Origin of the sequence: Hydrogenobacter sp. (assembly GCA_041287335.1) — a bacterium.
Classification (GTDB): Bacteria; Aquificota; Aquificia; order Aquificales; family Aquificaceae; genus Hydrogenobacter.
In genome coordinates this window covers 1-17,525 of sequence record JBEULM010000063.1, presented here as the reverse complement: position 1 = coordinate 17,525, position 17,525 = coordinate 1, and the positions used below count along the sequence as shown (strand labels likewise).

19 protein-coding genes are annotated in these 17,525 nt (G+C 40.2%); 9 read left to right on the top strand and 10 right to left on the bottom strand.

Annotation, left to right across the window (positions count from 1 at the left end):
• Position 1: 1 nt before the first annotated feature.
• From ABWK04_09095 to ABWK04_09080, 4 genes are all read right to left on the bottom strand, one after another.
• Positions 2-2,956, bottom strand: a complete 2,955-nt coding sequence (locus tag ABWK04_09095) for an AAA family ATPase (protein MEZ0362028.1) — start codon at positions 2,954-2,956, stop codon at positions 2-4.
• A 76-nt stretch (positions 2,957-3,032) separates the two neighbouring features.
• Complete coding sequence (gcvPA, locus tag ABWK04_09090; GenBank protein ID MEZ0362027.1) at positions 3,033-4,346, bottom strand: aminomethyl-transferring glycine dehydrogenase subunit GcvPA; 1,314 nt, start codon at positions 4,344-4,346, stop codon at positions 3,033-3,035.
• Complete coding sequence (gene gcvH / locus ABWK04_09085; GenBank protein ID MEZ0362026.1) at positions 4,346-4,876, bottom strand: glycine cleavage system protein GcvH; 531 nt, start codon at positions 4,874-4,876, stop codon at positions 4,346-4,348. Before gcvH ends, gcvPA begins: the two co-directional genes overlap by 1 nt.
• A gap of 10 nt (positions 4,877-4,886) precedes the next feature.
• Positions 4,887-5,372: a hypothetical protein gene (locus ABWK04_09080; GenBank protein MEZ0362025.1), complete on the bottom strand. Its 486-nt coding sequence runs from the start codon at positions 5,370-5,372 to the stop codon at positions 4,887-4,889.
• A gap of 43 nt (positions 5,373-5,415) precedes the next feature.
• On the opposite strand from ABWK04_09080, the gene ABWK04_09075 reads away from it, so the two are divergent.
• From ABWK04_09075 to recR, 3 genes are read left to right on the top strand one after another with little or no spacing between them, the layout of a single operon-like run.
• On the top strand, positions 5,416-6,522 hold the full coding sequence (locus ABWK04_09075; protein MEZ0362024.1) for an inositol-3-phosphate synthase: 1,107 nt from the start codon (positions 5,416-5,418) through the stop codon (positions 6,520-6,522).
• Entirely contained in the window at positions 6,519-6,800 is a 282-nt protein-coding gene (locus tag ABWK04_09070) for a YbaB/EbfC family nucleoid-associated protein (protein ID MEZ0362023.1), read from the top strand. Before ABWK04_09075 ends, ABWK04_09070 begins: the two co-directional genes overlap by 4 nt.
• Positions 6,790-7,398 carry a recombination mediator RecR gene (recR, locus tag ABWK04_09065; protein MEZ0362022.1) on the top strand — a complete coding sequence of 203 codons (609 nt, stop codon included), beginning with the start codon at positions 6,790-6,792 and terminating at the stop codon, positions 7,396-7,398. Before ABWK04_09070 ends, recR begins: the two co-directional genes overlap by 11 nt.
• On the opposite strand, the gene ABWK04_09060 is transcribed toward recR, so the two are convergent.
• The gene (locus ABWK04_09060; GenBank protein MEZ0362021.1) at positions 7,320-8,108 is read right to left on the bottom strand and encodes a ChaN family lipoprotein; all 789 of its coding nucleotides are present in this window, start codon (positions 8,106-8,108) and stop codon (positions 7,320-7,322) included. The two genes, recR and ABWK04_09060, sit on opposite strands and share 79 nt — an antisense overlap.
• Before the next feature lie 38 nt (positions 8,109-8,146).
• On the opposite strand from ABWK04_09060, the gene ABWK04_09055 reads away from it, so the two are divergent.
• Both ABWK04_09055 and hisC read left to right on the top strand, forming a co-directional pair.
• Positions 8,147-8,389: a hypothetical protein gene (locus ABWK04_09055; protein MEZ0362020.1), complete on the top strand. Its 243-nt coding sequence runs from the start codon at positions 8,147-8,149 to the stop codon at positions 8,387-8,389.
• Complete coding sequence (gene hisC, locus ABWK04_09050; protein MEZ0362019.1) at positions 8,386-9,441, top strand: histidinol-phosphate transaminase; 1,056 nt, start codon at positions 8,386-8,388, stop codon at positions 9,439-9,441. Before ABWK04_09055 ends, hisC begins: the two co-directional genes overlap by 4 nt.
• Here hisC and ABWK04_09045 read toward each other — a convergent pair.
• Both ABWK04_09045 and ABWK04_09040 read right to left on the bottom strand, forming a co-directional pair.
• Positions 9,434-9,745, bottom strand: a complete 312-nt coding sequence (locus tag ABWK04_09045) for a heavy metal-associated domain-containing protein (GenBank protein MEZ0362018.1) — start codon at positions 9,743-9,745, stop codon at positions 9,434-9,436. The two genes, hisC and ABWK04_09045, sit on opposite strands and share 8 nt — an antisense overlap.
• On the bottom strand, positions 9,742-10,551 hold the full coding sequence (locus ABWK04_09040; protein MEZ0362017.1) for a hypothetical protein: 810 nt from the start codon (positions 10,549-10,551) through the stop codon (positions 9,742-9,744). Before ABWK04_09040 ends, ABWK04_09045 begins: the two co-directional genes overlap by 4 nt.
• Before the next feature lie 155 nt (positions 10,552-10,706).
• Between ABWK04_09040 and ABWK04_09035 the strand changes: the two genes are divergently transcribed.
• Genes ABWK04_09035 through ABWK04_09025 form a run of 3 tightly spaced genes read left to right on the top strand, consistent with a single transcriptional unit; the run spans position 10,707 to position 14,602 of the window.
• Complete coding sequence (locus ABWK04_09035) at positions 10,707-11,999, top strand: anaerobic glycerol-3-phosphate dehydrogenase subunit C (GenBank protein MEZ0362016.1); 1,293 nt, start codon at positions 10,707-10,709, stop codon at positions 11,997-11,999.
• 12 nt (positions 12,000-12,011) lie between these two features.
• The gene (gene leuB / locus ABWK04_09030; protein MEZ0362015.1) at positions 12,012-13,106 is read left to right on the top strand and encodes a 3-isopropylmalate dehydrogenase; all 1,095 of its coding nucleotides are present in this window, start codon (positions 12,012-12,014) and stop codon (positions 13,104-13,106) included.
• Positions 13,088-14,602: a hypothetical protein gene (locus ABWK04_09025; protein MEZ0362014.1), complete on the top strand. Its 1,515-nt coding sequence runs from the start codon at positions 13,088-13,090 to the stop codon at positions 14,600-14,602. Before leuB ends, ABWK04_09025 begins: the two co-directional genes overlap by 19 nt.
• 1 nt (position 14,603) lies before the next feature.
• Here the strand turns inward: ABWK04_09025 and ABWK04_09020 are convergent, their stop codons facing one another.
• Together ABWK04_09020 and ABWK04_09015 are read right to left on the bottom strand one after the other, a co-directional pair.
• On the bottom strand, positions 14,604-15,554 hold the full coding sequence (locus ABWK04_09020) for an SAM-dependent methyltransferase (GenBank protein MEZ0362013.1): 951 nt from the start codon (positions 15,552-15,554) through the stop codon (positions 14,604-14,606).
• Positions 15,551-15,916, bottom strand: a complete 366-nt coding sequence (locus tag ABWK04_09015; protein MEZ0362012.1) for a histidine triad nucleotide-binding protein — start codon at positions 15,914-15,916, stop codon at positions 15,551-15,553. Before ABWK04_09015 ends, ABWK04_09020 begins: the two co-directional genes overlap by 4 nt.
• A 162-nt stretch (positions 15,917-16,078) precedes the next feature.
• On the opposite strand from ABWK04_09015, the gene ABWK04_09010 reads away from it, so the two are divergent.
• On the top strand, positions 16,079-16,702 hold the full coding sequence (locus tag ABWK04_09010; GenBank protein MEZ0362011.1) for a hypothetical protein: 624 nt from the start codon (positions 16,079-16,081) through the stop codon (positions 16,700-16,702).
• Positions 16,703-17,099: 397 nt separating this feature from the next.
• On the opposite strand, the gene ABWK04_09005 is transcribed toward ABWK04_09010, so the two are convergent.
• Positions 17,100-17,525: Fic family protein (locus ABWK04_09005; GenBank protein MEZ0362010.1), on the bottom strand; the 426-nt coding region annotated here is incomplete at its 5' end.

Here is a 17,525-nt window from a genome sequence, read left to right as displayed (position 1 = left end):
GTTAACTGCTCACGAAAGATAAGCCATTTCCATCATACTCTACGAGCACCTTCATACCTTCCTTTATCTCACCCTTTATGATTCTATCAGCGAGAGGAGTTTCTAAGTATTTCTGTAGCACCCTTCTTAGAGGTCTTGCACCGTAAGCGGGATCGTATCCGAGTTTTACAAGCTCCTTTTTTGCCTCCTCACTCAAGGTTAGTCTTATATTTTTTTCCTTGAGACGCTCATTTATTGATGCAACAAGAAGATCTATTATTTGAAGAAGCTCCTTCATAGTTAAAGGCTTAAAGACTATCACTTCATCTATCCTGTTTAAAAACTCGGGTCTGAAAAAGTACTTTAATTCTTCAAGTACCTTTACCTTTGCCCTCTCAAACTCGCTCTGCACGGATTCTTCATCACCATCAATTGATATGCTCAGAAGATACTGAGATCCTATGTTGGATGTCATTATTATTACAGTGTTCCTAAAATCAACAGTCCTTCCGTGAGAATCCGTTAACCTCCCATCATCAAAAACTTGTAAGAAAAGGTCAAAAATGCGTGGGTGAGCTTTTTCTATCTCATCAAGCAAAATCACCGAGTATGGCTTCCTTCTGACAGCTTCCGTAAGCTTTCCACCCTCTTCGTAACCTACGTAACCCGGAGGTGCTCCTATGAGCTTTGCCAAACTATGCTCTTCTTTAAATTCTGACATATCAAGTCTTATAAGTGCTTCTTCGTCACCGAAGAGAAGTTCTGCGAGAGCTTTGGAAAGCTCTGTCTTTCCTACGCCTGTTGGTCCTAAAAAGAGGAATGTGGCTATGGGTCTTTTTGGATCTTTGAGTCCGGCTCTCGCCCTCCTTATAGCCTCTGCTACGGCTTTCACAGCATGTTCTTGATCTATGACCCTTTTGTGTAGCTCTTCCTCAAGTCTGAGGAGTCTTTGCATTTCCTCTTCTTTCAGCTTTGATACTGGTATGCCTGTCCACTCGGACACCACCTGAGCAACATCATCCCATCCAACTACGAGAGCTTGAGCCTTTTTGCTTTCTAACTCCTTGAGTTCCTTTTCAAGTTTAACTTTCTCTATTTTTAGCTGTGCCTCTCTTTCGTAATCGCCTCTTTCTGAGGCTTTTATGATCTCCTGATCCAGATCCTCCATGCGCTTTTTTATCTCTTGGATCTTTACGTCAGTACCGCCGAGTTTATTAAGAAGTTCTTGCTTTTCCTTTTCAAGCTGTACTTTCTTTATCTTTAGTTGAGCTTCCCTTTCGTAATTGCCTTCTAAGTAAGCTTTCTGTATGTCATCTTCAATGGCTTTCAGTTTTCTCTCAACTTCCTGCATTTCAGGTGGTAAAGAAACTACAGAAAGCTTTTTTCTTGCACTTGCCTGGTCAAGGGCATCTATTGCCTTGTCTGGAAGCTTTCTAAAAGTTACGTACCTTCTGGTCAGTTTAACTGCAGCTTCTATGGCTTCATCGGATATCTTTACCTTGTGGTGCTGTTCCAGCTTAGGCTTCAGACCCTTAAGTATTTCTAAAGTTTCTTCTTCTGTTGGTTCATCTACGTATATGGGTTGGAAACGCCTCTCAAGTGCTGGATCTTTCTCTATATATTTTCTATATTCGTCCACTGTTGTTGCCCCTATAACCCTTATCTCACCTCTTGCAAGAGGTGGCTTTAGCATATTGCTCGCGTCAACAGCTCCTTCCGCTCTTCCCGCACCTACGACCGTGTGTATTTCATCTATGAAAAGTATCACGTTTCCTTTCTGTTTTACCTCATCTAAAAGTTTTTTAAGTCTCTCTTCAAACTCTCCTCTGTATTTAGAACCTGCTAATAGAGAACCCATATCAATAGCCACGATCTCCTTATCCTGAAGCTCGGCAGGTACTTCCCTATTTGCTATCCTTTGAGCCAGCCCTTCTACTATAGCTGTTTTGCCAACGCCAGGATCTCCAACAAGCACAGGATTATTTTTTGTTCTTCTTAAAAGCACCTCAATAACTTGATTTATCTCTCTTTCCCTGCCTATCACAGGATCAAGCTTGCCATCTTTTGCCATCTGGGTGAGGCTTACGCCGAACCTTTCTAAAGGAGACTTTTCCTCCTCTTTCAGCTCTTGCGTTACGTCTTTCATCTTTTCACCTCCTAAGATATCTTCTAATAATTTACCTCCTATGGTTTCCTTAGCCTCTATGAGTGCAGATGCTATATGATAAGGCTCTACACGGGATAGTCCTTCCTGTAGTGCTTTGTTCTGAGCCTTTTCCATAACTTTTACTAAGTTTTCTGAGTAATCAAAGGACGGTTCTTTTCCAAACACCCTTTTGGCTATAAGGTCCCTTATCCTTTCGGTAGACAACCCAAGCTCTTTTATCTGCTTCAAAAGTGCGCTATCTTCCAAAGCTTTTCTTATAAGCCCATCTATGGTTAGACGATTTTCAAGAAAGGATCTCACGTCCTCTTGCTTGAATACAGAAGACAAACTTTTTTCTACACTTTCAAGTTCCCTCTCATACTGTCTTTCTATGCTTTCAAGCCTCGTGTACTCCACCTGAAGGCTCTGCAAACTCCAGTAATCTCCATACCTTCTTGCCCTCTCCATCTCCCTGCGAATGTCTTCCTTCGACCTTTTAATCTTTTCAAGCTCCATCTGGACAGATCCTATGTTTGATTTCACCTCCATTATCTTGCTTCTTAGATCAATAAGGTGTTGCGCCTCTTGATGTACAGCTTTATCTATCTGCTCTTTTAACCTCTTTATGTACTCGCCGATCCTTTTGTAAAATTCCTTCCTGTCTACACCCCTCTTTTCCAAATATTTGGCAAGAGGTGACTCTTCATCAGACAAAAGGGCAAGTAAAAGGTGATCCGTATCAACTTTACTGTCTCCATAAGACCTGGCTACCTCTTTTGCCTTCTTTATATACTCAAGAGCCTTCCCCGATAAGAGATTCTCACTGAACATCCCTTTACCTCCAAATTAAATTACTTTTATAATATTTCTTTAGTATATTTTTGTCAAGTCTAATTATCCACACACTCTATAACCTGATGGCGTTCAAGAGCCTCTCCATCTCCTCCCTGTTTCTCTTTTCTGTCACTGCAATGAGCAGTGTATCTCTGTAGCCAAACTTGTCCAAAGGTACACCTAAAAGAAAACCCTCCTCGAGGAGCTTTTTGTAAAGATCTAAGGCATTATCTATCTTCAGCGGAAACTCCCAAAGGTGTTTTCCAGTGTATATCTCTTCAAATCCTAGTGAGAGAAGCTTTTCTTTTAGATACAGGGCTTTTGACAGACTCTGCTTTGCTACCTCTCTTATTCCTTCCTTCCCCAAAAGCACCATGTATAGGAGGTTAGCGATGGCTATAAGGTTTTGATTGGTACATATGTTTGAAGTAGCTCTTTCTCTTCTTATATGCTGTTCCCTAGTCTGAAGGACTAAGGTAAAAGCTCTCTTACCTTCCACGTCCTCTGCAAGCCCTACAATCCTCCCGGGCATCTTTCTAACATACTCGTATCTTGTAGTGAAAAAGCCCGCATAAGGTCCGCCGAAGTTTAACGGTACTCCCATCTGCTGACCTTCACCTACCACAATATCAGCCCCATAGTCTCCTGGAGGTCTCAAAATGGAAAGCGCTATAGGGTCAGCCACCACTACAAAAGGTACATGATACCTTTTTGCAAGCTCCCCGATCTCTTTTATGGGTTCTATAAAACCGAGGAAGTTAGGATACTGCATGGCAAGCGCATGGACATTGTCTTTTTTTAAATAGTCTTCGAGGATATAAAGATCCGTACTCCCCTCCTTACAAAGAGGAATCAAGGATATTTCGTCTTCGTATCCTGCCAGATAAGTCTTCACAACCTCTCTATAGAGCGGATTTACTCCCTCTGAGATAAGCACTTTTTTGCCTGCGCTTTTTAAAGCTCTCGCCATAAGTATACCTTCTGCGAGGGCTGAAGCTCCATCATACATGCTTGCATTTGCTACGTCCATGCCGGTAAGCTCGCATATAAGTGTTTGATACTCAAAGATGGCTTGGAGAGTACCCTGTGATGCCTCCGCTTGGTAAGGTGTGTATGCTGTTAGAAACTCACCTCTACCTAATATCTGCCATACAGCTGATGGGATTATCCTATCATAAGCCCCAAAACCTGCAAAGGACACGAGAGGTTTATTCTTTTTTGCACGCTCTTTGAGAAATCTCCTTATTTCTTCCTCTGACATTGGCTTTTCAAGGTTAGGAGAACTCAGTAAGGATGGGTCTATATGAGAAAAAAGTTCTTCCAAAGAAGACAAGCCTAACTCCTTGAGGACTGCTTCTACATCCTCTTGCGAATGTGGTAAGTACATTACCTTTCTTTCTCCTCATAAGGAAGCTCTTCTTCTGGTAGAGCCTCAAGGGACTCCTCTATGGTAGGCGTTATTTCTTCCTCAGGAAGTTCAAGGGATATACTCTCTCCCTTCTCATCCTTTATTATCTCAACTAATAGCTCTGCATAATCCTGAGCTGGCATAAGATCCTCCACTTCCATAGGATCGGAAAGCTCAAGTACCGCTATCCATCCATCATCGTAAGGTGATTCGTTAATTAGGTGAGGCTCATCCACTAACTGTTCATTTACTTCTACAACTGTACCAGACAGAGGTGCGTATATGGGTGCAACGTTCTTGACAGACTCCACATTGGCAATAGTATCTGCACTTTCGTAACTCTGCCCTACAGAAGGGAGGTCTACGTAAACTATATCCCCCAATTCTTTTTGTGCGTAATCGGTTATTCCTATCCAAGCTTTGTTCCCCTTAATAAGAGCCCATTCGTGTTCTTTGGTGTAGTATCTGTCCGTTCTTACGATATACTTACCTACCGTGATCTCGTCCATGTCTAACCTCCTATAAAACTTCGTAATCTATACCATAATCTTCTTTTACAAGTTTCATTATTTCTAAAAAATCCACATCCTCATTTACAAACCTCTCCATAGTTCTAATTATATAATCCAGGTCTATCAGCTTTAAGACGGCTACACCACTCCAACATTTTTCCGCCACTGACAGTAAGTTTTTCCTCCTCTGACTTATAAAGTTAAGTATCCTCTCCTTAGTGATTGCCTCTTTACCGTCAAGTATAAGCACGTCATTTCCCCTAAGCTTCCTCAGTCCTTTGTATATGCCGTAAAGAAGAGTCTCCTTGTCGTTCCTTAAAAAAACCAGATCCGGAAACTTATCAAATAGGTGTTTCATCTCCGAAGTTATGACAGCATAAAGACTATCCGGACCTATGAGCTTCTTCAACAAACTCACTTCCTTTTCCAGTTTATTTATGAACTTACTATCTTCTATCAACTTTGAGTAAAGAACTATGAGAACCTTCATCATTAGGTATAATATTATAAAGTTTGCTTGTTTTGTGGAGGCTGGAATGTCTAAGAAAATAAGGGTCGCCATAGTTGGAGTCGGTAACTGTGCAAGCTCTCTCGTTCAAGGCATTTTTTATTACAAGAAGAACAAAAACGCAGGTGTGAACGGTCTCATGTTTGAAGATGTGGGAGGGTACAAGCCCTGGGATATAGAAATTGTTGCAGCATGGGACATTGATGCGCGTAAGGTAGGCAAAGATCTTTCGGAGGCGATTTTCTCACCTCCCAACTGTACCATGGTATTTGAGCGGGATATACCTAAAATGAACGTTAAAGTTAGGATGGGTAAAGTGCTTGACGGTTTTGCGGATCATATGAGAAATTATCCTCCCGAAAGGAGCTTTGTCCTCTCTGAAGAGAAGGAAGATGAACTTGAGGATGTGGTAAACATTCTTAAAGAAACCCAAGCGGAAATTCTTGTAAACTACGTACCCGTAGGTTCTGAGCAAGCAGCGAGATTTTACGCTGAAGCTTGTCTGAAAGCTGGCGTTTCCTTTATAAACGGCATGCCTACCTTTATAGTGTCGGATCCTGAATGGGCACAGAGATTTGAAAAAGAAGGCATACCAGTGGTAGGAGATGACATAAAGTCCCAGGTAGGAGCGACTATCTTGCACAGAGTCCTCGTTCAGCTCTTTACAGACAGAGGTGTAAAAATAGATAGAACTTATCAGCTGAATTTTGGGGGAAATACGGATTTTTTGAACATGCTGGAAAGAGAAAGGTTGAAGACCAAGAAGAGATCAAAGACTGAAGCGGTATCTTCCCTAATTCCTTACGATATGGGAGAATACAACATACATATAGGACCATCCGACTGGGTGCCCTGGTTAAAAGACAGAAAGGTGGCTTATATAAGGATAGAAGGTAGACAGTTTGGAGATGTTCCCATGTATGTAGAGCTGAAGCTCGATGTAGAGGATTCCCCAAATAGTGCGGGTTCAATGATGGACGCAATTAGATGCTGTAAGCTTGCCAGAGATAGAGGTATAGGCGGACCACTTTACTCCATAAGCGCATACACCATGAAGCATCCACCTGTACAGTATCCAGACTGGCAGGCAAGAAAGATGGTAGAAGAGTTTATAAAAGGAGAGCGTGAGAGATGAATTTAACGGAGTTTATAAAAAATCTTAAAGGCTTTGAGGGTTTAGTCAATAGTTTGAAAGATGAACTGAGACAAAAGAGGGAGATCATTGAAAAGGATAAAATTACGATCGTTTTTAATGGTCTGGGAGAGGTAATTGATATAAGGTGCGGTGAAGGTGCAAAGTTTGATGAGGTAAAGGACACACTTATGGAACTTATCAACCAAGCGCAGGATATATCAAGGGATATGATGATGGAAGCTTTAAAGAAAAGGTTTGGAGGTATTCTTGGCTTTTGAAGATGTTTTCCCAAAACCTATTAAGGAAGCCATAGAAGCCATAACAAAGATACCCACGTACGGCGAAAGAGGTGCAAGCAGATTCGTTTACAACCTGCTCAAATTACAACAGGAAGAAAAAGTTACACTTGTGGATCTTTTACAACAGTTGGTGCTGAGCATAAAAAAATGTTCAGAATGTGGACTATTGACCGACAGAGATGTATGCTCTATATGCTCTGATGAAAAGAGGAACAAAAAGTTCATATGCATAGTTGAAGAATCCCAAGATGCTTATGCCATAGAAAAATTGGAGAGATATACGGGCGTTTATCACGTGCTTGGTGGAAGGATAGCACCCTTAGAAGGTATATCCCCGCAGGATCTCAACATTGACAGTCTCCTTGAAAGAATAGAGAGATACAAACCCAAGGAGATTATAGTAGCAACAAATCCCAACGTTGAAGGTGAAGCTACCGCTAATTACCTTATAAAGCTTCTCAAAAGGAGGTTTTCCAACCTCAAAGTGACCAGAGTATCTTACGGCTTACAATTTGGAACATTCATAGAGTTTGCGGATGAACTATCCCTTGAAAAATCCATTGAGAACAGGAAGTGATCTCTTGTGAGTATTATCTGCTTGAGTTGAGAGTCCAGTTTCCTTACTCTGTAAGGTATACCGCTCTTTATATCTCCTATGTGACCCTTACCTGCAAGAACCACGATCTTAGCACGGGGATTTTCCTTCAATACCTTGATTATGGCATAAGCCATCACATTATCCCAAGCATTCTGAACTTCAAGAAATGACCTTTCGTCAACTTTGGGATGCATTTTTAGCACACTTAGAAGTTTTTGCTTCTCTTCTTCACTCTGTTCTATAACGGGTCTTGGTATGAGAGGACTCTCCACATTATTTAGTCCGTCCTTTCTTATCCTTTCAAGAAGTTCCGAAGGAACATTTAAAGCATAAATCTTTATACCTTCCTTTTTTGCAAACCTCCAAATGGGAGAGTAAAAAGATGGATCGTAACCCCATCTATTCCTGTATTCTGTCTTTTCCAACATTTCCTTCTCAGAAATTTCGCAATTAATATAATCGTCCAGATACTTTTGGAAATTTTGTTGGAACATCTCCATACCTATGACGAACTTGTAGCCTTTACTTCGCATGTACTTAATAACTTCAAGCTGAAAATTATGATCCTGTTGATTAGTATGCTCTTCAGGTATATAAATTATATCAGCATCTTTTATTTTATCTTCAAAATCTCCAGTTAGAGTCATGAGGGATATCATCAAAAAAGGCATTAAAATTTTAAAAAACATGATAAAATAGAATTATAAATCTATAAAGGAGGATGATGATGGCGAGAAGAGGTAGGAAAAAAGGAGGTCCAAGATACAAAAGGGTGGTGCTTTCTCTTCCAAAGAGACTTTATTATGTGCTTAACGGTATATCAATGGGTGATGAAAGGAAGCTCAACAGACTCATAAAGGGTATTCTTGAAGACAAGCTTATGGAATCTACTGTCGCTGAGCTTGAGCTTTACTTAGGAAGGGTTGAAGAAGAAGAGGAGGAAAAGGAGGAGGAACAACCTCAGGCGTGATAAGCGATAGGATAAAGAAGCTTTCTCCCTATAAAACAGAAACTACCCGGGCAAAGGTTAGGTTATCTTCCAACGAGCTTCCTCTCCTTTTGCCTGAAGATGTACGTAAGCGGATAGGGGAAGAGGTATCAAAGATACCATTAAACAGGTATCCGGACCCAAAAGCGGATGAGCTTAGGGAAATAATAGCTCAACACTTGGGTGTTAAAAAGGAAAATCTGGTTTTGGGCAACGGCTCTGATGAACTCATATACTACCTAAGCATAGCTGTAGGTGAGTTTGATCGCGGGGTTTTTTATCCCATCCCAACCTTCCCCATGTATGAGATATCAGCAAGGCTACTGGGCAGAAGTAGGGTGGAGGTGGCGTTGAGTGAGGATAAGGATATAGATTTAGAGGCTTCAATAAGATCCATTCGGCGTTTTTCTCCTATCCTTGCTTTCATATCATATCCCAACAATCCTACAGCCAACTGCTTTAGTCGGGAGAAGATAGAGAAAATAAGACAAGAAGGTCTTTTCACTGTAATTGATGAGGCTTACTTCCACTTCTCAAAGAAAACCTTCCTAAAGGATGCAAGTAGCAGGGAGGATACTGTGGTTTTGAGAACCCTCTCAAAGATAGGTATGGCTGGGCTGAGGATAGGTATTCTTGTCGCAAAGGAAGATATAGCGCATGAGATAAACAAAATGAGACTACCTTTTAACATCACCTATCCCTCTCAGGTGATCGCACGCTTGATGCTTACCGAATTTTACCACCTTGTGGAAAATTGTGTCAGCATGGTAATAAGGGAAAGGGAAAGGATCTTGGTTGAACTTTCTAAAATAGAAGGCATAGAACCCTACCCTTCGGACGCCAACTTTATACTTTTTAGGTCACATATAGACGCAGATACCCTTCATAAGGAACTTTTAAGGAGAGGGGTACTTGTGAGGAATGTATCCCATTTACCTACCTTAGAAAACTGTTTGAGAGTAAGCGTGGGGCTTCCAGAAGAGAACGATGCCTTTCTTGAAGCTCTTGAAGATGCAATAAGGAGCTTTATTTGACATCTTTAACGCCAGTGATCTTTCCTCTGTATGGTTTACCTACGATCTTACCGGTTTCCTCCACGTTCTTGAGTATCTCTTCTGGCGTGAGCTTGTTATCGGAAAGTATTATGAATTTAGTCATGTTCTTCTCAAAATCTATGTCGCTTACCTTTATATCTTTTATTCCTTTCAACATCAAAAGTCCCTTTCTGACAGCTACTGGACACATTTCGCAGTCTGTACCGTAAACATCAAGAAAGTAAAGTTTATCCGCAAGGGAAAGTCCCACAATGACCAGCATACTGACGATCACTTTATTCATGGCAGTTCCACTATATCTTCATCTTTATAATAAAAGAGCGCCTTTTTTATCCATCTTCCATCTTGAAATACAGGTACTTTGTGAACTTTTACATCCGTTACGCTCAATTTACCACCTTCATCTTTCATAAAGATATCTATGTCATAGAGCTTGTCTCCGGGACCATCTATAGGGCGAAAATCAGCACAGGCAAAGTACAAACCCTTCTTTGAAAATTTTCTGACAGGATCGTGTATTGCAACGAGTTCAAGCCTTACATCCTCACCTGTCGTTGGATCCTTAATTATAAAGGCTTTATCTTTCCTTTCTTTATCAGCCACATATTCATGAATGGCAGCTTTCACAGCCCAAGCTTTCCAGTCACCCCTTGCAAAGGGTTCTCCTCCATGTTCACCAGAAGATTGCTGCCACCACCAAGGTAATGGTTCCACAGTAACCATAAACCACTCACCACCAACCTTTTCAGGTACCTTGTGTACCTGCACATCTTTTATTACGAGCTTACCTTCCTCATTCCTTACCCAAAAGTCTATGTCCCATTTTTTATTATGGTCTTCTTTTTCGTGAAAGTAAACATCAACAAAGTATCCATAATTGCGTATATGTCTGAAGATCTCACGAGGTCCTATGTAAATAAGTTCCACATCTTTGCCACTTCTCGGATCCTTTATAAAAAAGGAACCTTTCTGCGATCTCTCTTTAACATATGAGGATATTAACTCATCGAGATCTTTTTTAGAAACATCCTGTGAAAAGACCACCTTTGTATATATAAAAAATAGAATTATCACCAACACCCTCACCATGAAAAACACCTCCTGCACCTTTTAATTTAAAGACTCTTAGTTTGGGATATATGATAGGGATCATCGGAACAAAATTTGACATTTGCAAACATTTTGCATATAATAAATAATAGTAATAGTTTTGGAAGTTTATAATTGTCTTAAAGGAGTGGAACATGCAGGAAATATCTTTAGGCGGTGTTAAGGATTTTAATTTTGATGTCAGAGATCCCAGATTTCTGGACGAGGATGCCCTTTGGGAAGAAGCCAAGAGAGTCTTTTCCAAATGCAAAGACTGTAGGATGTGCCTACCGTATTGTCCTTCATTCCCAGCACTTTTTGATGCTGTAGATAGGCACGATGATGATGTAAATGCATTGAATAAAGAAGAGCTTGCCAAACCTCTTGAGCTTTGTTTTCACTGTAAGCAGTGTTACTTTAAGTGTCCTTACACGCCACCCCACGAATGGAAGATAGACTTTCCTCATCTTTCCCTCAGATACAAGATATGGAAGTTCAAAAATAAGGGGGCAAAACTCACGGATAGACTATTGCTCAATACTGACCTTATGGGTAAGATCTCCTTGCCTTTTGCTCCAATTGTGAATACTCTCAAAGAGGCAAAACCTGTTAGGGTTATGCTTGAAAATTTTATAGGTGTGGACAGAAGAGCTAAGCTACCCTCCTTCAATAATGAGACTTTCCCAAGTTGGTTTAACAAAAACCGTAATGCGGTAACTGGTAAAAACGGGAAAGTTGCCCTTTTTTACACCTGTCTGTTAAATTACAATTATCTTGAGAAAGGTAAAGCTTTGGTACGTGTCTTTGAAAAAAACGATATACATATAGAGCTTCCAAGTCAGCAGTGCTGCGGTATACCCTTCTTTGACATAGGAGATATGGATGCAGTTATAGAAAAGGCAAAGTTTAACATAAAGGCTCTAAAAGAATACGTGGACAAGGGCTATAGTATAGTTGTTCCTATACCTACCTGTGCGCTTCAAATTAAGTACGAGTATCCCCTCTTGCTTCCAGATGACCCAGATGTGAAGACGGTTGCCGAAAAAGTGTACGATGTTCACGAATACCTATGGAAGCTCCAGGAGGAGGGAAGGCTAAACAGAGACTTCAAAGTCTCTATGGGAAACATAATTTATCACATACCGTGTCACTTAAAGTCTTTAAACGTAGGTTACAAGGCAGCGGCGCTTATGAGACTTATTCCAAACACTAAGGTGAGGATAGTTGAAAGATGCTCAGGTCATGATGGTACTTTTGGCGTAAAGAAGGACACTTTTGATATGGCTTACAAAGTAGGTTCCAAGCTCTTTGAAGAGCTAAAGGCAAGCTCTGCGGATATGTTCGTATCCGACTGTCCATTAGCAAGCAACCAAATAGAACTCGGTACTGGCAGAAGACCCTTACATCCTATAGAGGTGCTATGCAAAGCTTACGGCGGGGAAGTGTGATATTATAATAGAATGCCAGTATTTAAAATAGCCCTTTTAAAGGGGGACGGCATAGGTCCTGAGATAGTAGACAGTGCGGTGAAGGTTCTTAAAAAGATCGGAGAGCTATTCGGTCACAAGTTTAATTTTGAGGAAGGACTCATAGGAGGTGTAGCCATAGATAAAACCGGTGAACCTTTACCTCCTTACACCTTAGAACTTTGTCTTTCTGCGGATGCTGTACTTTTGGGTGCTGTGGGAGGTCCCAAATGGGACGATCTTCCTACACACAAAAGACCAGAAAGAGGACTACTCGGTATAAGGAAGGCTTTGGACCTTTACGCAAACTTAAGACCTGCCAAGGTTTATGAATCTCTCATAAGCGCTTCACCTTTGAAGGATCACGTAGTTAGAGGAACAGACTTTTTGGTAGTAAGGGAGCTAACGGGTGATGTTTATTACGGAGAGCCAAGGGGGATATTTAAGGAGGGAGACAAGAGGGTGGGAATAAACACCATGAGATACACTGAAGATGAGATAAGAAGGGTAATCAAAAAGGCTTTCCAGATAGCAAAGGATAGAAGAAAAAAGCTTACAAGCGTTGACAAATCCAACGTGCTTGAAGTTAGCGCTCTTTGGAGAGAGGTTGTTGAAGAGGAGAGGAAAAACTATCCTGACGTAGAAGTGGAACATCTTTACGTAGATAATTGCGCCATGCAGATCGTAAAAAGACCATCATCTTTTGATGTGATAGTTACAGGTAATATCTTTGGTGACATACTCTCTGATGAAGCGGCGGTTATTACCGGCAGTTTGGGTATGCTACCTTCAGCCAGTTTAGGGCAAAGGCACGCTCTTTATGAGCCTGTTCATGGTTCTGCACCTGATATAGCGGGTAAAGGGATAGCTAATCCTATAGCGACTATACTCTCAGCAGGAATGATGCTGAGATACTCCTTTGGACTCAAAGAAGAAGCTAATCTTTTAGAAAGGGCTGTGGAACTTACACTGCACAAGGGTTACAGAACTCCAGACATATACGATGAAGGCACAAAAAAAGTAGGCACGGAGGAGATGACGGATGCTATAATATCAGCGCTGGAGGAATTATGCGAAAAGCTTGTTTAGTGCTTTTTGCACTTATCGTATCGGTAGCTTTTGCACAAAGCCCTATGGAGGACCTGAAGAAGTTTTTCTCAAGGGAAGGTTACGTGATAAAACTGGAAGATGGACAGGTACTAATTGATCTCGGAAAGGGCAAAGTAAAGGAAGGGGAAGTATTTTCTGTTGTTGAGGAGGGCAAGGAGATAATAAATCCAGTTACAGGAAAAGTTTTGGGAAAGGAGCGCAGAACTGTTGGAGAGGTAAAGATAGATAAAGTTTATGATAGTTACTCAGTAGCTAAGATAAATAGCGGAAAGAATATAATGGTGGGTGATAAGGCGATCCTTTACGTGCATGATGTTTGTTATGAAGGTTCTGATGAGGGATTTTTTAAGGTAAGTTCAGTTGTGGATGGTCTCAAAAAGGGTAGTGGATGCACTTACACGATAAAAGAGTTTAAGGATGGTTACGGTGTAGAGTTTCTCGGCTCACCAGTAGCTTTTTACGCAGTGCCTCAAATGACTAAAGGACAGATAGAGAGGGCAAGCCTGCAAGATCTTAAACTCCTTGCAAGGAGCAAGCTTATAAAGTCTCTACCCTCCATACCCATATCTGCAGATGTGGGAGATGTGATGGGAAACGGAAGGGATTATCTCGTCGTGTTGTATTCTGGTAGGCTTGAGGTGTATGAACTTTTAAAAAACGACATAGTCAAAAGAGCTACATACTCTTTACCTGCAGGAACAGCGGTTGATGTATCTCTTGGGAGAATAGGGAAGGAAAGCAAAGACTACATAATAGTCAACATGATTTCAGGCGACAGAGCGAGTTCTCTTATACTCAAAATGGTTGGCGACAGTTTGATACCTCTCAAAACGGACATACCTTACATAATGGCTGTGCTGGACAAAAATAGACCAAAGGAGACCTTTGTAGGGCAAAGATTTGACTTTGATAACAAGTTTGGTCAAACTGTAAGACTATCTTTTGATGGAGAAAACCTAAAAGAGTTAGGTATTTTTGAAGCTCCAAGGGGTTTTAGAGTGGATAGCGCTTTTTATTACAAAAACTATCTTGTGTTTACCGACAGTTCTGGTAGAATAAGGGTTTTTGATGGTTCTAACGAGGTGTTCTCTTCAGAAGAAGGATTCGGAGGATCTTACTCTTATGTAGAGATAGCAGTAGGATCGGCAGGTAAGATAAATTACGTTTTCAATCCAAGAGGGGCTGTAGGTGACATTCTCGGCTTTAAAGTAGCTTATGTGATCAAAAATGCTGCAGGCATAGTTCAGAGGTTTCTTGATATAGTAAAGTACTCAAGGGGTGACGTCTTTCTCATTGACGAACAGAGAAAGGATGTGATACTTCTCAAACAGCTCGTAGGTGGAAACTTGGAAGAAGCTATACAATCTGTTGTGGTAACTAAAGATGGAAGACTTTTAGTGCTTACTGGCAGAACTGGTACTATACCCTTACAGAATAAGGGGGAGCTTTACGAAATTGAGATTAAAGTTTTGTAAGTTAGAGTTTTTTCTGAATGAGTACCTTGAATCTGTCACCCATACTTATTAACATGGTTTTAAGTCGTGAAAGTCTCTCTATATCATCTGGTTTTTCGGAAAAGCTGAGTTTTTCAAGCTCGTGTAAAAATGAAGGGCTAAGAAGCAAAAAGTCTCTCAGGTTTTGAAGAGAAAGTGTAAAAAGCCCCATATCGTTGCCGTAGCTTATAAGTGCGGAAAAATTAACCATTGCGCTCATATCAAAAGGTTGCATCTCTTTAAGTAAATCCATTACCAATCTGTGGGATTTGTAACCTACGACGGTACCTTCTGGATACCTGTAAAGTTCTTCAGAGGTGTATCCATAATCTATTACTATGTGATAGCCGATCCTTAAGTGCTTAGATACCTCTTGCAAAAAATCCACACACTCAAGACATACCTCAACTACTTGCTCTAAATGAGTGTATCCCATACGCCTAATAAATGAAAGTATTCTCTCATCACTCACATCCTTCCAAAGAAAATTTTGACCATCAACGTAAAGTTCCCTTCCTCCCTTTATTACGTGGACTGGCAGACAATCAAAGAACTCGTTGGAAAATATTACACCATCCATAGGAATAAGTTCTTTTATCCAAAACACTTTTCCTTCAAAATCCTTGAGCCTCTTTTTCTGAATATCTATAAGATAGGGACTTCTTTCATAGATGTAATACGTGAGGCGTTTGTATAATTCGGTATGTTTGTCTCTAAGAAAGTTCAAAATATCGTAAGCAAGACTTCCATTACCTCCCCCAAGTTCCAAAAGTATAGGGTGATCCATCCGCTTTATAAATTCGTATAAATGTTCAGAGAGCGCTATTCCGAATGCTTTATCCAATTCGGATGCTGTGAAAAAGTCTTGTCCTATACTCGCTTGAGAATAGTACTCTCTAACACGATCTTGCATAAAATCCTTAAAGCTTCTCATCCGGGTGGCCAGCTCATATGCCTACCGCCTATCAAATGCAAGTGAAGATGAAAAACGCTTTGCCCTGCATCCCTTCCTACATTAAAAACAAGCCTATATCCTCCGTTTAGATTTTCATCTGGAGCAAGTCCCAACTGTTCGGCTATGCGCCTTGCTACATAAAACATGTGACCTACTTCTTTCTCGTACTCTTCTTCCATCTCCTGAATACCCAAAATATGCCTCTTAGTAACTATAAGAACGTGTATCGGGGCTACTGGATTAATATCGTGGAAGGCATAAACTACTTCATCTTCGTAAACACCCTTAGATGGAACCTCTTTAGAAACTATCTTACAAAAGATACAGTCCTGTACCTTCATACTACCATTATGCTGTGTTGTCAAGAGTTCTTATTATGATTTAAATCATATTTTATTTTAAAGCTAACTTTATTACTGTTGTCTTCTTTATTTATTCTAAAGATTTGGGTTTACCTTTATTTTTCTTTATGAGCTTTAACAGTTGCAGTTTATATTTTATTTGTGCGTGATCTTATAAGCTATTCTCTTACTGATGTTGATGCTTCTGCTTTAGAAATACTTAGAGATCGTCAGTGGGGTGGTCGTCAAGTTCGCAACTCTCATAACGCTTTAGAACTTGCACGGCTTTATCCTGTGTGGTATCTCTCTTATCTTTCCCGTTTTCTTGTATTTGAAAACTTACGAAAGGTTATTTATTCTCTTCCTAAGATGCGTTATTTTCGTCGTTCTTATTACTCTTTTGTTAAATATGTTGATCTTCCTTCTCTGAATTGGGTTCTTATAACTCTTACTTTTTCACGTTCTATATCACTTCAGGATGTTTACGCAAATCTTGGTTCTTGGGTTTCTGCTTTCCTTAAGCGCTTTAGGGAATATTTGCGGAAGGTAAAAGGTTTTAGAAACTTCATTTATTTGTGGGTTGTTGAGATACATGATGATGGTTATCCGCATGTACACGTACTTTCTACTTTTCCGTTTGTGGACATCAATCGTATATATTCTTGGTGGCGTGACTCTTGCGGTAATTCTTTATCAGCTTTTCAGGGTATTGATGTGAAGTTTATCGGTAGAAATGTTCAGAAAGTTAAAAACAAGGCATCTTTTTATAAGAAGATGTCAATATGATAACTCTTCTTTTTCTTTTACTGGTTATGTTTCTGTTGTTCTTGTTTATCAACGTTATTATGAGCCTTATGGCATTGCTTTTAAACAGTTTCTTCTGGGGTTATACTATTCGGAAACGCTTGAAAAGGAAGCATAATTTTATAACACATTTTAATTTTATTTTTCCTGCTGTCTTTCACTTAACTTTATCCATTTGCGTGTATTGTATTTAAAAACTATATGTCTATTTGACTACTTTTCTTTTTTCTTTACTTTTTTCTTATCTATCTCTGAAGGAGGGTAATATGCAGAATATGATGGGTTCTCCTCTAAAGCTTAAGGTCATGTTGGTAGAAAAAAGAAGAGTATGGGAAAAGAATGGACGTCAAGGTGCTATTTATCAGCTTTACGGTCAACTTCATAATGAGCGTCCTGAGTTTCCTCTTTTTCTTGTTGTTTCTGCTCCTGTGACCACTCCTATAGTTCCCGGTTCTGTTATTGATGTTCCAGTCTCAGGTCTCTTTCTTACGAGATTCTCAAATTCTCTGGGTGAGTGTTCTTCAAAGTAGAGGTCTATATCTTCTGGCTTTAACTTCCTTCCCCTAATGAGTTTCTCAACTATCCATATTGCAGGCTTTTCTGTTTTCTTCAGAGCCTGTATGTATTCCTGTGGTTTATCAAAGCCTACATTAACCAGACCTTCTTTAATTAATAGATAGTTCATCAAGATTCTACCTGTTCTTCCATTACCATCTACAAAAGGATGGATAACCTCAAAGAGTAAATGAAATGCACATGTTTTTCTGATAGGTTTTAAAGAGGAATTATTGACCCAATCTATAAG